Source organism: Stenotrophomonas sp. Steno-Z1 (assembly GCF_056393175.1).
Genome location: NZ_JBWJPB010000010.1, coordinates 68,983 through 82,980, shown reverse-complemented (window position 1 = coordinate 82,980; position 13,998 = coordinate 68,983). Strand labels below are relative to the sequence as shown.

Annotated in this window: 9 protein-coding genes; 4 read left to right on the top strand and 5 right to left on the bottom strand. The window is 65.4% G+C overall.

The features are described from left to right. The first annotated feature begins 43 nt into the window (after window positions 1-43). The 3 genes from AC06FD_RS18760 to phbB are packed head-to-tail and all read left to right on the top strand — an operon-like array spanning window position 44 to window position 3,312. Window positions 44-1,177: an OprO/OprP family phosphate-selective porin gene (locus AC06FD_RS18760; protein WP_478078632.1), complete on the top strand. Its 1,134-nt coding sequence runs from the start codon at window positions 44-46 to the stop codon at window positions 1,175-1,177. Between the two features lie 40 nt (window positions 1,178-1,217). Next, window positions 1,218-2,546 carry a CitMHS family transporter gene (locus tag AC06FD_RS18755; protein WP_394164181.1) on the top strand — a complete coding sequence of 443 codons (1,329 nt, stop codon included), beginning with the start codon at window positions 1,218-1,220 and terminating at the stop codon, window positions 2,544-2,546. A gap of 25 nt (window positions 2,547-2,571) precedes the next feature. Further along, entirely contained in the window at window positions 2,572-3,312 is a 741-nt protein-coding gene (phbB, locus tag AC06FD_RS18750) for an acetoacetyl-CoA reductase (protein WP_128097684.1), read from the top strand. A gap of 68 nt (window positions 3,313-3,380) precedes the next feature. Here the strand turns inward: phbB and AC06FD_RS18745 are convergent, their stop codons facing one another. Both AC06FD_RS18745 and AC06FD_RS18740 read right to left on the bottom strand, forming a co-directional pair. Continuing rightward, window positions 3,381-4,484 (bottom strand): DUF4274 domain-containing protein, encoded by a 1,104-nt coding sequence (locus tag AC06FD_RS18745; protein WP_478078620.1) that lies wholly within the window; start codon window positions 4,482-4,484, stop codon window positions 3,381-3,383. A 147-nt stretch (window positions 4,485-4,631) separates the two neighbouring features. Continuing rightward, complete coding sequence (locus AC06FD_RS18740) at window positions 4,632-6,923, bottom strand: TonB-dependent receptor (RefSeq protein ID WP_478078619.1); 2,292 nt, start codon at window positions 6,921-6,923, stop codon at window positions 4,632-4,634. Window positions 6,924-7,152: 229 nt separating this feature from the next. On the opposite strand from AC06FD_RS18740, the gene AC06FD_RS18735 reads away from it, so the two are divergent. Beyond that, window positions 7,153-7,674 (top strand): DUF4274 domain-containing protein, encoded by a 522-nt coding sequence (locus AC06FD_RS18735; RefSeq protein ID WP_478078618.1) that lies wholly within the window; start codon window positions 7,153-7,155, stop codon window positions 7,672-7,674. Between the two features lie 28 nt (window positions 7,675-7,702). Here AC06FD_RS18735 and AC06FD_RS18730 read toward each other — a convergent pair whose 3' ends face one another. Genes AC06FD_RS18730 through AC06FD_RS18720 form a run of 3 tightly spaced genes read right to left on the bottom strand, consistent with a single transcriptional unit; the run spans window position 7,703 to window position 13,981 of the window. Beyond that, window positions 7,703-9,256 carry a type VI lipase adapter Tla3 domain-containing protein gene (locus tag AC06FD_RS18730; protein WP_478078617.1) on the bottom strand — a complete coding sequence of 518 codons (1,554 nt, stop codon included), beginning with the start codon at window positions 9,254-9,256 and terminating at the stop codon, window positions 7,703-7,705. Next, complete coding sequence (locus AC06FD_RS18725) at window positions 9,253-11,490, bottom strand: T6SS effector phospholipase Tle3 domain-containing protein (RefSeq protein WP_478078616.1); 2,238 nt, start codon at window positions 11,488-11,490, stop codon at window positions 9,253-9,255. Before AC06FD_RS18725 ends, AC06FD_RS18730 begins: the two co-directional genes overlap by 4 nt. Next, entirely contained in the window at window positions 11,477-13,981 is a 2,505-nt protein-coding gene (locus AC06FD_RS18720; protein ID WP_478078615.1) for a type VI secretion system Vgr family protein, read from the bottom strand. The genes AC06FD_RS18725 and AC06FD_RS18720 overlap by 14 nt, the downstream gene beginning before the upstream one ends. Window positions 13,982-13,998 lie beyond the last annotated feature (17 nt).

Genomic DNA, 13,998 nt, shown 5'->3' with positions numbered 1-13,998 from the left:
GAACGCAACCCGCTGGCGCACGCCGGCCGCCTGCACCCTGCTGATGCTGGCCGCGCCGCTCTGGGCCGCTGACGCCAGCGAGGACGACCGTCCGGTCACCGCCACGCTCGGCGGCCGCCTGCACCTGGACTTCGCCGATTTCGACAACGACGGCCGTGGCACGCCGAACAAGGACGACACCGAGATCCGCCGTGCCTGGGTGGACGTGTCGGGCAGGTTCTTCGTGGTCGACTACAAGCTGGAAGCGGACTTCTCCGGCGACCGGGTCGAGGCCAAGGACGTGTTCGTCAGCCGCAGCTTCGGCGATGCCGGCAAGCTCACCGTGGGCCAGTTCAAGCAGTTCTTCTCGCTGGACGACCGCACCAGTTCCAACTACGGCACCTTCCTGGAGCGCGGCAATGCCGGCACCACGCTTGCGCCGCTGTACCGCCTCGGCGCCTCCTGGCAGGCCGCCCGCGGCGACATGACCTGGGCCGCCAGCGCCTACAGCCTGGAAAGCATCGATGCCTGGCAGGTCAAGGGCCGCGCCGCCGGCGGCCGTGCCACCTGGGCACCGGGCGCCACCGCCGGCGACGTGCTGCACCTGGGCCTGTCGCTGGCGCATGAGCGCTACGACACTCCAGGCGCCAATGGCGTGCCGGGGCTGAAGATCCGGCCGCGCCCCGCCGGCCACCTGTCCGACAACAGCCGCCTGACCCTGGTCGATTTCTCGGCCGGGCGCGACACCGACGTCAACAAGTGGTCGCTGGAGTACGCGCAGGTGCGCGGGCCGCTGTCCTGGCAGGGCGAGTTCAGCGGCGCCACCTTCGACGACGGCAGCCAGCGCGGCAAGGTGCTGGCCGGCTACGGGCTGGTGAGCTGGTTCGTCACCGGCGAGTCGCGCGTCTACGACCGCAAGACCGGCCGCTTCGGCCGGGTCAAGGATTTCCAGCACAAGGCCGGCGCCGTCGAAGTGGCACTGCGCTACGACCAGATGCGCGGCGACCAGCACCTGATCGGCCAGCCGGACCTGCGCGATGCGCAGACCCAGGCCTGGACGCTGGGTGGCAACTGGTACATGCGCGAGAACCTGCGCTTCATGCTCAACCTGATCGAGAGCCGCAACCGCGACCGCCTGGCCGCGGCCAACCTGGACCGCACCCGTGCGGTGACCGGCCGCCTGCAGTTCGATTTCTGAGCCTTCCCTTCCGCACTACCCCTCCTGGAGTCTGCAGATGATGCTGAGCATCCTCGGCTTTGGCATGGTCATTACATTCATGTACTTGATCATGAGCAAGCGGCTGTCGCCGCTGGTCGCCCTCATCACCATTCCGATCATCTTCGCGCTGTTCGGCGGCTTCGGCGCCGACATCGACGAGATGATGCTGGAGGGCATCAAGAAGATCGCGCCCACCGGCGTGATGCTGATGTTCGCCATCCTGTACTTCGGGGTGATGATCGATGCGGGTCTGTTCGATCCGCTGGTGCGGATCATCCTGCGCTTCGTCAAGGGCGACCCGATGAAGATCGTGCTGGGCACCGCGATCCTGGCGATGCTGATCTCCCTCGACGGCGATGGCTCGACCACCTACATGATCACGGTGTCGGCGATGCTGCCGCTGTACCAGCGGCTGGGCATGAGCGCGTTGAACATGACCTGCGTGACCATCCTCGCCGGCGGCGTGATGAACCTCACCCCGTGGGGCGGGCCGACCGCGCGCGCGGCCACCGCACTGCACGTGGACCCGGCCGACGTGTTCGTGCCGCTGATCCCCTCGATGGTGATCGCCTGCGCCGGCGTGCTGCTGCTGGCGTGGTACCTGGGCATGAAGGAGCGCCGTCGGTTGGGCGTGGTGAGCCTGCCCGAGGGCGGCAGCTGGATGGACAACAGCGTGTCCGACGACGGCAATGCGCTGCCCACCGTGGAAGACGCCGAGGACATCAAGCGGCCCAGGCTGCTGTGGGTGAACCTGGTGCTGACGCTGGCGCTGATGACCGCACTGATCATGGGCGTGCTGCCGATGCCGGTGCTGTTCATGGTGGGCTTCGCGATGGCGCTGGTGATCAACTACCCCAACCTGGCCGAGCAGCGCCGCCGCGTGGTCAACCACGCCGGCAACGTGCTGTCGGTGGTGGCGTTGATCTTCGCCGCCGGCATCTTCACCGGCATCCTCAACAACACCGGGATGGTGGAGGCGATGTCGCACAGCTTCCTGGCGATCATCCCCGACAGTTGGGGCCCGTACCTGGCGGTGATCACCGCGATCGCCTCGATGCCGTTCACCTTCTTCATGTCCAACGACGCCTTCTACTTCGGCGTGCTGCCGATCCTGTCCGAGGCGGCCGGCAACTACGGCATCACCCCGGTGGAGATGGCCCGCGCCTCGCTGGCCGGGCAGCCGGTGCACCTGCTCAGCCCGCTGGTGCCGTCCACCTACCTGCTGGTGGGCCTGGCCAAGGTCGAGTTCGCCGACCACCAGAAGTTCACGCTGAAGTGGGCCATCGCCATTTCGATGCTGTTGATGCTCGGCGGCCTGCTGTTCGGCCTGTACCCGCTTGCGTCCTGATCCGCCTACCAAGGAGCGTTCTGCAATGACTCTTCGCATCGCCTACGTCACCAGCGGGATGGGCAGTGTTGGCACCGCCATCTGCCAGAAGCTGGCCCGCAACGGCCACACCGTGGTCGCCGGTTGCGCCCCGAACTCCCCGCGCAAGGCCGGCTGGCTGCGCGAACAGCGCGAGCTGGGCTTCGACTTCATCGCCTCGGAGGGCAACGCCGCGGACTGGTCGTCCACGGTGGCCGCCTTCGCCAAGGTCAAGGCCGAGGTCGGCGAGATCGACGTGCTGGTCAACAATGCCGGCGGCAGCCGCGACGTGCTGTTCCGGCAGATGAGCCCGGACGACTGGAACGCGGTGATGGGCTCGAACCTGCACGCGCTGTTCAACATCACCAAGCAGGTCATCGACGGCATGGCCGCGCGCGGCTGGGGCCGGATCGTGAACATCGGCTCGGTCAGCGCGCACAAGGGCCAGATCGGCCAGGTCAATTTCGCCACCGCCAAGGCGGCGATGCACGGCTTCAGCCGGGCGCTGGCCAATGAGGTGGCCACGCGCGGGGTGACGGTCAATACGATTTCGCCGGGCTACATCGCCAGCCAGTCGATCAGCAGCTTCCCGCCGGACGTCCTAGACCGGCTGGCCGGCTCGGTGCCGATCCGTCGTCTGGGCAAGCCGGAGGAAGTCGCAAGCCTGTGCGCGTGGCTGGCGTCGGATGATGCGGCCTACGTGACCGGTGCCGATTACGCGGTGAACGGTGGGTTGCACATGTTTTGAGGCCTCTGCAGGCGCGGCGTGGATCTGCCGGTTCAGTAGATCCACGCCACCCGCGGATGCTTCATCCTTTACCCGCGGGCGTTCGCCAGCGCCTCGGCAATGTCTTCCGGCAGGCCGGTGATGAAATCCACGTCGTCCGACTCGTCCACGATCTGGCCCGGACGTGGCCGCCACATCTGCCCGGGGATGGCGCGCCGCTCGTCCCGCCCCGGCCAACGCGTGGGGAAACGCGGCCGGATCCGAGCCAGGTCGAAACCCAGCCCGTGGTCCGCGTAACCGTCATCAGCCAGGCGCTGCTCGATCCGTCTCAGCACCGCCGCCGTGTAGCGGTGCGATTCCGGCACATCCTCGATAGTAGCGAAGGGGACGTACCACGACGCGCCCAGGTTCCAGTAGAACGCCAGTGCGCTGGACGCAGCCAGTGTCGGCTGCTCCAGCAACCACTGCAGCGCGTCTGATAGCGCGCTGGTGTCAGCGAACAGCATCAGTTGGTGGCATTCCTGTGGTGATGCCTGGCGAAGAAAGGTCTCAAGTACCGCCCAGCCCGGATCCGCGGCCGTCGCCAACGGTAAGAGCGTCAGCGGCGTCACGTCGGCCCAGATGTCGATCTCGCCGGCTACGGCATCGCCCAAGGCCGGACCACGATCAGGCTGCACGCCAGCGGCCATGTCGTGCAGCTGCGCTGCGAGCGCAAGCGGCAGGCCGTCATCAAAGACCGTGTCGACGGCCTCTGCAAAGGGATCGCAGGCCTGCCCGCCGACCACCGCGACCCTCATGGCATCCGGGACGTTGCGACGCATGACCAGGCCGGGATAGTCACCCATCGAAGGGCCCGGCCAGTTGCCCGGGTCGAAGGCGAGTCCACGGCCCGCATAGAATCCATCGATGTAGCGTTGCTCGATGCGGCGGACGATCGCATAGGCCTCGCGCTCATGCTCGGGTACGTCGCCGTCAGCGGCGTACTGGGTGAACCAGGCCGCGCCCAGCGACCAGTACATCATCAGCGCCGTCGCGCGATCCAGCTCGCTGCGATCCGCCAGCCAAGCCAGCAGCTCGGGGCTGTCATCGTAGTTGCGGCGCGCGACATAGATGTGGCGCTGCTCGGGAGATGCCTTCAGCAGGTAGTCCTGCAGCAGCGCGCGGGAGGCGCGGTCGAACTCGTCGGGGGTCAAGGGGCACTTCCATTGTCGGGACACCTGCAGTTTAGTGCTCCCTTGCCAACGAGTTCAGAGCCCTGTCCTGCGGACTGTGCAGGCGCGGCGTGGATCTACTGGGTTTCAGTAGATCCACGCCATGCGTGGCTGCGCTATCCCACCGGATCAGAACTCCGCAGCAACCGTCATGAACAGCTGGCGCGGCGCGCTGGCGTGGATCGCGTAGCGGGTGCCGGTCGGGTCGGTCGGGGCGAACGAACTGAGCTGGCCGGCGTAGCGCTTGTTGGTCAGGTTGGTCGCGTTGAGCGAGACCTTGATGTCGCGCAGGCCCATGCCCGGCCCGAACGAATACCCCATGCCCGCATCGAAGGTGGTCACACCCGGCACCGACTGGTCGTTTGTGTAGGTGTAATACCGCTTGCCCGTGTACTTCGCGCGCAGGCTGGCGAAGAAGCCATCGCGGTTCCAGCTGATTTCACTGGAGGCCATGCGCTCGGGCGTATCGACCGTGATCTTTCCCGCCACCGGTACGATCGCCCCGCCCGAGGTGTAGTCATCCTCGTAGGTGGACTTGTTCCAGGACAGCGCGTTGTACCACTGCAGGCCGTCGACCGGCTTGAGGATGAAGGTCAGCTCCGCGCCCTGGCTCTTCACCGAGCCCACGTTGATGAAGCGGGTGATGCACTCCGGCCGCGTCCCCACCTCGATGCTGGTGCACGGGTTGAGCGAGAGCAGGCGGTTGTCGAACATCACGTGGTAGGCCGCGATCGAGGCCTGGTACCGCTCACCGAAGGTGCGGAAACCGGCTTCCAGCGTCTTCGACTTCTCCGGCTCCAGCCCGGCGCTGGCCGCGAACGATTCCGGCGAGACCTGCAGCGGGCCACCGCTGCCGCCGCCCACGAAGGCCGCGATGTTCTCCGAGTACGAGGCAAACAGCTCCTGGTTCTGGCTCAGCTTGAAGCCGATACCCGCCTGCGGCAGCACCGATTCCTTCGCGGTCAGCGTGCCCGAGGCATAGCTGGCTTCCGTGCCCGGCTTGGCGTTGGCGGTCATGCGCGTGTTCGGACTCTTGATGCCCACATCGACGGTGAGGCGGTCATCGAGGAAACGCATGCGGTCCTGCACGTAGAACTGGCGTGTGCGGATGTCGAAGTCCTGGTCGAACAGCCGACGGTCGGGGTAGTTGAGGTAGCCGTCATCCAGGAACGGCCCGGTGATGTAGTAGAAATTGCGCTCGACATTGTGGTCGTTGCGCTCATACCACAGCCCCGCTTCCAGCGCGTGGATGCCCCACTGCCAGCTCAGCGCCGCGGTGATGCCCTGGCGGTTGATGGTGTAGTTGGTGCTGCGGATGGAAATCGGCAGCGCCTGCGCGGTGCCCGGGTTGGACGGCTGGCCCGGTGCCCACCAGTGGCCCTGGCCGCGGTTCTCGTGGTGGTAGGCCAGCAGCTTCAGGCGCGAGGTCTCGCCCAATGCCAGGTCGGCATCCAGCGAATACAGGTTGTCGTCGCGCAGCGCGCGGCTCTGGTAGTACGCATCGTCGATGCTGTTGACGCCGCCGCTGAAGGCGCACTTCTGCGCGTTGTACGTGCCCGGCGCGCAGTAGGCCGCAGCCACCGCCCGATCCCAGTCCGGGGCGTAGATGTTCCAGTCGTAGCCCAGCCCGCGCGCGAGCATGCTCTTGGACAGGTAGGCGTAGTTGGCCTGGCTCACGCGCGAGGTGGCCGCGAACGCGCCGAAACGGTTGTCGCCCACGGCCCACACGGCCTTGGCGTTGAACTGGCGGGTGGTCTGGTTCTGGTTCGGCTCGGCCCACATGTCCGCCTCCTGGTGCACGCCGGAGACATAGGCCGAGAATCCGTTGAGGTCGCCGGTGTCCACGCGCAGGTAACCGCGACGCTGGTTGTCATCGCCCACGGTGACGCTGGCACGACCGCCGAACTCGGTGGACGGATCCTGCGAGAAGTACTGGATGGTGCCGCCCAGGTTGCTGGTGGAGGCCACGCCCAGCGAACCGATACCCTGCGACAGTTCGGCACCGGCCAGGTTCTCGGCGATCAGCGCGCGGGCGATGCTCAGGCCGTTGTAGTTGCCGTAGCTGTTGTCGCCCAGCGGAATGCCATCGAGTGTGTAGCCCAGGCGGCTCTTGTCGAAGCCGCGCAGGGTGATGCTCTGCGATTCCTCGTTGGCCCCGAACGCGTCATTGGACTGCACCGACACGCCGGGCAGGCGGTCGAGGATCTTCTGGCCGCTGGTGCCCGGCGGCAGCACTTCCTTGTCCACGGCCGTGATGCGCTGGACCTGACGGGTCTCGCCCTGGCCGATCACCGACACGGTGTCCAGGGTCTGCGCGCTGAGCGCGACGTTGGCCTCGGTGGTGGCGTCCACATCGGCAGCGTGGGCATTGGCGGCGCACAGCGCAATCGCCACGGCGATCGTCAGGGGTCGGGTGAGCATGGTGATCCGTTGCATGATGAGGTGGTGACCTGCGCGATGCAGGTGCGTGACCATCATGCGAGCGGAAGATGAAAGCATTCTTACGCGACGGCGTGCGGCGTATGAAATGCGAACCAGCCCGCAGAACCTGCACGAGCATGATCGCCGCAGGCACCGCACGTACAATGCGTGGCGTACCGCAACGGCTTGGACAGCAAGCAATGAACGAACAGGATTACGACGCCGGCAAGTGGCGCTGCTGCACGCGCACCTGCTGCAGGCCACGCCGGAACAGCGCCATCTTTATGTGGCCCGCTCCAACTACAGCGACAATCTGCGCGCGCTGGAATGGCTGGCCGACCAGCCCGACCTGGACCGGGCCACGGCGCTGATGCTGTTCTGGAGCGTGGGCGCGGGCTGGCATGCCCAGTACGACACACTGGATGCAGTGCCCGACTACGAGCGCGATGCGCATGCGTTCATCGGCCTGGTGCAGCAGCGCTACCTCGATGGCTTCTATGCCGACCACGGCATCGGTTTCGATCCGAACGCGTGGGACGGTGCCGGCCCGCGCGAGCATTCGGCGGACGAGCTGCGGCGCGTCCCGACACAGATGCTGCAGGCCGTGGACGGCGAGCATCAGATCGATCCGTTTGATGACGCCTACGACGAGGACTACGACGACGGCCTGCCGATGGCGCTGGTCGAGCAGCTCTACGAACTGGCCGACGTGCATATCGCCTGGGAGAAAGCCCACCCGCAGGCGGAGTGATCCCGCATGCGCCAGCCCGCAGCCGGCGCTATTCCGGCGCCAACTGGTCCATGCGGATACGGTTGGCGAACAATGAGAACGCCAGCATGCCGGCCAGCCCATTGGCCCGTTCACCATCACTGTTGTAAGCAGGTGCTACCCGCTCACGCTCGGGCTCTGGCGGGGCTTGGCGTAGCATGTCCTGCCCCTCGGAAAGCTGCGGCATGAGCTTTACGTCGAAGGCATCACCGTGGGGCTTGCTTGTGGGCGGCGTGACCAACATGAAGGTGGCCTGGTCCTTGCGCCTCAGCGGCACCACCATGCTGGCCGTGCCCGACTCGGCCGTGGCCATCGTCGCCAGCACCAGCCCCACAAAGGGCGAGGCTGCGCTCATATCACCCAAACGTGCGCTCAGGTCGATGCCCTCCTGAGGATCGATCAGATCCAGCTCCGACTGCGCGGCGGTGAGCACCGGGCTCAGCGTGGCAATGCCGCCCCCTGGCTTGCCTGCATCAAAGAACACACGGTCAGGTGCTGCAACCTGCGTTGCCTCTTTCCAGCCAGCCAACAGTGCCGCTTCCTGTTGCTTGCGCTTCAACCTGGCACCCTCGTCATCGACGAGGGCTGCGACCACGGGCCGATGCAGGTGTGACAGCGTGGGCAGCGCATCCCACTGTTTGAAGTGGGTGCGCGTCCACGGCGTCGGGAAGAAGGGCGTTGGCTCGAAATCGCGTGGAGGTGACCTTTCCCAACCATTGAACTGCGGCCACCATTTGTCCACGTTCATCTTCGTATACGGCGCCCACGGCCGGAGCCATTCGACCCGCTCACGCCGGGCGACGACCATTGCGACATAGGTCGCTACAGGCGCATCACTTACGCGCTTGCCGTCCTCATAATGGCCCGAGGGCCCCTCCACGTACACCAGCATCGCTGGAAGATCCGGATGCCGTTCGAAGGTGCGGAAGAGGGCCTCGACCACATCTTCAGGCGTGTCGTTGTAAACCACGTCCAACTGGTTGATCTGGGTCCAATGCAAACCCGCGGGCATGCGCATGTGGTCGATCCACGTTTTCTCGATCTCCCACATGGACGGTCTACGATCCTTCGGCGGCGTTTCGGTCACCAGAACGGACGGTATGGGCCATGCCTCAATCATGGGCTTCAGTACGAGCTCCAGTACGTCGTGCTGTCGCTTTGCCCAAACGCCCGGATCGTCAGAATGCCGATACTTCTGCGACTCCGGAGGCGGCAATACGTTGCTGTGGAAGTCCGAGGCCTTCTGTACCTCTTTCAACACGTTGCCCTGGCGGAACATCTCCACCGACAGGCCAACGCTGATGACATCAAGGGTTTGCAGGCGGTTGCTTGGCTCCATGATGGGCGGCTCCGGTAGGGCAATGGGCGCCGGTGCGCCGGGATGGTTGAAGTGGCTCAAGCCCGCAAAGTCACTGGGGAGCTGGCTGCGGTCATAGGTGGCCGGAGGCGGTGGAGCACGATCAAACGCGGCCGGATCGGGGCGCTCGGGTCTACACGCGGGAGTGATACCAACCAAGGCAAACACCAAGAAGGCCGACCAGCGACTGCGGAATAGTGGCTTCATCGGGCAGTACCCCCATCCTTTGGGCGTTTGTTCGCTTCGCGATCAGCAAGGGTCTGCGACACCACCAGCTCGGGAAGGACGCAGGTGGCACAGGCAGGCAGTCGACCAGTGTTCCGGTAGGCAATGGTCTGATCGATCAGCTCACGGGCGTGGCCGGTTTCCTCATCGCGTAACGCGAACGCAGATCTGTACAACTTCACTTCTGTCTCTGACAGCGAATGGCTCTTCTCAAAATGGGTCTCAGCCTCCTGCCAATCAGTCCGCCAATCAGCCACCAGGCACAGATACAGGTAGTAGACCGGATCATCGATGCACTTCGCTTGTCCAATGCCCAGGTCATAGGCGGTGACCTCGCGGCTGTGCTGGGCCTCGGCGACGATGCTGGAGTGGAAGGACTTCTTGTTGTCTTCACTCTTCTCGGTATCCATCCAGCGCCTGCGCGTCTCGTTGGGCGTCTCGCGGCGCCTTATCTGGACCACGCCGCGCCCAGCGTGACGCGCATAGCTGATCTCGGTTTGATCTGCCACATCCTTGCCCGAGTTCCACTGCTGCTCCAGCAACTTGATCTCTTCACCGGGAAGCGCATGGGGGGAGCGCAAAGCCACGCGCTCCACCACACCCGGAAACGTCTCCCAATCCAGAATCATCCGCCTGTCGCGAGTAACTGCGATGGATGCATCGATAGGGGAGATGTCGTCCCAGTCACCGCCCAGCCGGGGGCGGACCGGAGGGCTCAGCACCTCACCCGTGATGCGTACCTTCTGGCCGGAACTGAAGCCTGCGCGTGCCGCCTTATCGATGAACGTACCCAGCGTGGTGTCGGACCAGGTGAACTCGTGCCACCTTTCCAACTCATACTCAGCCAACGCGGCGCCTATCATCAGTGGCTTACCATCGCGCAGGCGCTTGGTGAAGCAGCGCTGCTTGAACCGGGGGCCCAAGGCATCTAACGCTGGGCGCACCACCATGTAGTCTTTTTCGTGGCTGCCACGCATCATCAACTGACTTTTCCTCCACCGCTGGTAGCTGTCGGTGGTGAGCATCGAAATGGTGTCGGGCACGCCCTGCCAGCCAATGCCCTGCACGCTCAGCACCGCCACGGTCTGGTCGTCGGGACAGAAGTACAGGTAGACCTTCCCGCGGTTGTCGCGCTCGCCGAACATCTGCGGAGTCTTGCCCTCACCCTGCGGGGTTCTGAGCGCCCATGTCGGCTTCCAATCCTTGCCCGTCACCACAGCGTTGCCCGAACTGCTTTGGCCTGCCTCGGCCAATGACTCGAATGCGGGTGTTTGGTGTGGCGTCTCGGTTATGAAGCGGACGATGCCGGCCAGCGTGCTCAGCCGTGCTTCGGCCGTTTCCACCTGATCACCCAGCGTAATCTTGTCGATCATCAACTCGCCAAGACAGTAGGGCGGGTGATTCATTACAAAGGTGTCGATGGGGCGATCATTGGATTCGTTTAGCAGTGCATTGGTCAGTAGCGTGATCAGACAACCCTGGCTGTGGGCCACCACGTTGATCGTGTCGTCCGGATGCTTGGCGCGGATCATCCGTACCAGCATCGCCAGCCGCTGCGCGGCCAATACCATGTAGTTGCGCGGACCAGCGCTGAGCAGTGGTCGTGTCTTGGTGCTACCTGCCTCACCTACCAGCGCCTTGAAACCCGCTGACCACATGGCCGGGATGTTGTTGGTGGCATTGGCGAACGGGCCGCCGTTCTTGGCACTGTCCTTGTCCAGGCGATTGCCATAGCGGTCCAGATACTCACCGTGTCGTTGCTTCTTGTCGATCCAAGGCTTTCCAGTCCTGCTGTCGAGCCCTTCCTGCTCCCGGTACCCCCAATAGAACGGGATCACCACACTGTTGGGCATCGCCTTCTGGGTGATGGCGGCCTTGGTGTGGTGCCGCCGGTAGTACACCGCGTCGGGGTCAGCAGCATGCCTATCCTCCTCTTGCTCCGGGGTCTTCTTCCGGGGCGTGCGGTAGTAGGCATGGTCAAGCAGCATTTTGGATGCTCCCTTGCCCACCCGCCCCAACCGCTCGCTCAATCCCAGGCAGATGCCAAGCTCCTGGTTCGCGAATGCTTCGCCCACGTCATTTACCCCGTGAACCAGGATCACGATGCCCGGCTTGGGCATCGGCAGAACCACCGGCTGCACGACGCCGCCCGGGGCGGTCCGAAGTGTTCCGGTGGCACTCACCCGGCGCCCGGGAGCGTTGTCAGTTGTCGTCATGGAGCACCTCGATGTCGGCGATGCGCAGTGCATCCTTCTGTAGTCGTTCTGTCAGTCCCTTGGCATCGGTAATCCCTTCGACGACACTGCCGTCCTCCAGGGAGATGCGGTAACGGCGATTTGCGGCCGGTCGTTCGCCATCGGCCTGGCGCAGGACGAACTGGCCTGCCGTGTCGATCTCGCCAAAGGATGGCACCGAGCTCTGCACGGAGGCCGGCGGGAGGACCTGCACTTTTGCGTGGATCTGCAACTGCGTTCCGAAGAGCTCAATACGCCCGTCCGGGTTGAGCATCAGTGCGCTCTTTCCACATTCGATCAGCGCTTTCTCGCCCGCGGTAAGCATTACGTGTCTTTGGCCACGCTGGTGAATGGCCTGCGCCGCATCCACCGTGACGTTGCCATGCTGGGCCTGGATGCGCACATCGTCGCGATGGGCGATGTGGCTCAGGCCGCCATCGACCGCGAACTGGCTGATTCCCCCGCCGGCGGTGACGAGCACCTGCCCGCCAGCACTCTGTACCTGGTCGTCCTGCGCCGACACCTCGACGTTCTCCCGGGCGGCGATCAATACCGTCTTCTGCGTCGCCAACGCGATTCCCTCTGGTGCGGCCAAAGCAACTATCGGCTCGCTGCCAGCCTGGTCCTGGCGATCGTTCGCCCCCGCTCCCAGCTGTTCCACAGCCTTGACCAGCGCGTCGCGCGGTCCGTGGTCCATCGGCGGTGCCTGGTGTTGCGCGGCGGTGTCAGCAAGAGTCTTCACCATGCTCGCCAACGTGCTTACGCACTCCACCAGTTCGGCGTGGTCCAACTGTCCGCTGCCCGCCCCGGCGCGCTCGTGGGCGGTGATGAGCAAGCCCTTGGCGGCGCGCAAAGCGCCGCTGGCATCGGTGCGCAGCTCGAAGCCTTCGCCACGCGGGGTGCCGTTGCCGTCCATGCCGCGCGGGTGGGTCAGGAAGCCCATGTTGAGCTGGGTGGCGGCGTGGGTGCTCTTGAGCTGGGCCTTGATCTGACCATTGGTGTCATCGATCAGCAGTTCGTTGTGTCCGCCGCCGTTGTGCTCCTGGCTCTTGATCGTGGTCAGCGTCTTCAGGTTGGGCAGGTCGTACGGCGGCCGGTTGGTCGCGTGGTAGCTGCGGCCGGTGACGATGGGCTGGTCCGGGTCGCCGTCCAGGAAGCTCACCAGCACCTCGTGGCCGATGCGCGGCAGCGCCATCATCCCGTAGCTCGCCCCCGCCCAGCCCTGGCTGACCCGGATCCAGCAACTGCTGTTCTGCCTGGGGCCTTCGCGGTCCCATGGGAACCACACCATCACCCGCCCGTGTTCGTCGGTGTGGATCTCCTCCCCCGGGGGACCGACCACGTGCGCCACCTGCAGCCCGTCCATTACCGGGCGCGGGCATGGCTGCGGCTGCCAGTCGGCGTTGTCGGGCACGGCGGTGCCGGTGTAGTGGTAGCGGCTGCCCTGTTCGGCGCCGACGCTGTCTTCTTCCTGGCCGCTGGACTGCTCGCCTTCATGGCGCATGCCGACCACGCGCCAGTTGCGCGGCAGGCTGCTGCTCGGGTGCCCGTCCAGGGCGAAGGCCAGGCCCGGCCACAGGCGGGCGTCATCGCCCTCCAGCTCGGCCAGGGTGGCGTCGCGGCGCAGCGCGCTCAGACGTGAGCGGGTGAACGGCTTGCCGGCGTCGTCGTGCTTGTAGCGGCCCGGCGCGTCGTAGTGCTCATAGTCGCCAATGCCGTCAACGGCACGGGCCTGGTGTTCGAAGCGGTACGGCGGGTTCTTGAAGCTGTAGTCGCGCTGGGTGGCGCGGGTGCTGGCCATCTGCCGGCGGTAGGCAAAGCGCCGCAGGCCCGGCCCGGCTGCGTCGCCGCCTGGGCTGGGCTGGTACGCCACGGCACCCAGTGCGCCGTCGGGGCCCGGAAGGCTGGGGCCTGCCAGCAGGGCATCGGTGAGCACCAGCCGGGAGTCGGCGCGGGCATCGAAGAAATACACCAGCCCTTCCTCGCCGGCCAGGCGCTGGAAGAAGGCCAGGTCCTGCTCGCGGTGCTGCACGCAGTACTCGCGCTGGACGTGCTCGCGCTCGCGCAGCATCTCCAGGCTGCTGGCCGGCACGCGCTGTTCGTCCAGCAGGGTTTTGAGGATGGCCGGCACTGCAACGCGCTGGAAGATGCGGCTGTTGCGGCGCAGGTCCAGTCGCACCAGCGGCGGTTCGATCACCGCGCGGTACCGGGTACGGCGGAATCCGGTATCGCCCTGCTCGAACGCGGTGACGATGCCATGTACCTCGCGCACGTGCTGGCCGTCGCGGGAGATGGTAAAGGTGGCCGGGCCGTCCAGCAGGGCGTCCAGGTCGATGTCATGCTGGAAGCAGGACAGCGCCAGGGACAGGCGGAAGGGTTGGGAGAGCCCTTCGGTGAGTTCGAAGCGGACCACGTCGAAGGGCGGCCCATCAGGAAGCTGAAGCCGGAAACGGTATTCGGATTGCGGTGCCACGGTCATCTCCATGCAGG